The organism is Thiohalocapsa sp. ML1 (genome assembly GCF_001469165.1).
Taxonomy (GTDB): domain Bacteria; phylum Pseudomonadota; class Gammaproteobacteria; order Chromatiales; family Chromatiaceae; genus Thiohalocapsa.
In genome coordinates, this window is sequence record NZ_JABX01000115.1 from 1 (window position 1) to 1,458 (window position 1,458).

The 1,458-nt window shown below is 73.6% G+C and carries 1 protein-coding gene; it reads right to left on the reverse strand.

The genetic code is table 11. The annotated features are described in order from the left end of the window. Window positions 1-367: 367 nt before the first annotated feature. The coding region (locus ML01_RS26585) for an IS3 family transposase (protein ID WP_216819298.1) at window positions 368-1,458 on the reverse strand (1,091 nt) is incomplete at its 5' end.

A 1,458-nucleotide genomic window follows, 5' to 3' on the forward strand; every position in this document is an offset into this window, starting at 1 on the left:
TTTAATTGGCCTCGCTGCGCAGACGCACATCAGGGGCTTGGCGACCCTGGCCGCGTGGACAGTAGGGTCGGTGAAGCGGGGCTGCCGAGCGGTCGGCCGCTCGCTTCGCACTCCGCCCAGTCTCCCTTCGCCGTGGACCGGGTCAAGGTCGTTCGTCCTCGCTGCGCTGCGCTTCGCTGCGGGCGCTCCACCTTGACCCGGCCCGCGGCTGCGGGCGCCTGGCTGCGTGCGAAGCGACCGACCGACCGAGGATGGCCACCAGGCCCGGGGCTGTGCCGGGACGGCACCAAGGTGGCAAGAGGGTGCTCGCTCCCTCCCTCCCAAGGATGGCCCGGGGCAGGCGCGGCTGAGCGGCGCGAGGCGGTGCTCATGCGGGCTGTGCACGGGGCTGCTGGGCGGCGGCGCCGGCCGGGTTGAGCGTCACCGGCCCGGGCGGGGTCCAGTCGCGCACGGCGCCGCTCCAGCGCTCGGGGCGCGCGGCCCGGGCCTGCGTATAGAGGGCCTGGCGCCGGGCGAGGATGGCCACATGCGCGCCGCTGTGGCGCTGCTCGGGGGTGACGAAGCCGAGCGCACTGTGGCGGTGCTCGGTGTTGTACCAGCGCACGAACGCCAGCACCCAGGCGCGTGCCGCGGCCAGGTCGGCAAACCCACTGGCCGGATAGGCGGGACGGTACTTCAGCGTGCGGAACAGCGTCTCGGCGTAGGCGTTGTCGTCGCTCACGTGCGGGCGGCTGTGGGAGGGGGTGACGCCCAGGCGCTCGAGGGTGGCCATGAGCGTGCTGCCCTTCTGCGGGCTGCCGTTGTCGGCGTGCAGGACCAGCGGCTTGCCGAGGCAGCCGGCGGCGAGCACGGCGCGCTGGACCAAGGCGCTGGCGTGCGTGCTGTTCTCCTCTGCGTGCACTTCCCAGCCGACGATCTTGCGGCTGTAGAGGTCGAGGATGAGGTAGAGGTAGAGGAAGCTCCCGAGCACGGGGCCGGGCAGGTAGGTGATGTCCCAGCACCAGACCTGGTCGGGGCCGTGGGCGGTGTGGCTGGTCGGCGGCCGCGGCGTGCGCGGGGCCTTGGCGCGGCCGCGGTGGTGCTGGGCGTCGGCGTCGCGCAGCACGCGGTAGAAGGTGGATTCCGAGGCGATGTAGATGCCGCGGTCGGCCAGGCGCGGGACGATCTGGCTCGGCGGCAGGCTGGCGTGCTCGCGGCTGTTGCAGATCTCGCGCACGGCGGCACGCTCGGCGTCGCTGAGCGCATTGGGCGGGATGGGCCGCTCGGCGCCGGGGCGGCGGTCCTCAAGGACCCCGCCGTCGCGGGTCCAGCGCTGCACGGTGCGCACGCTCAAGCCCAGCAGCTTGCAGGCGCGCGCTCTGCGGGCGCCGGCGGCGACGGCCTCGTCGATCAGCTCGACAGCTTGGCGGCGATCTCGGGTGCTGATCATGCGTCCTCGTCCCCCCAGATCGCCGCGGC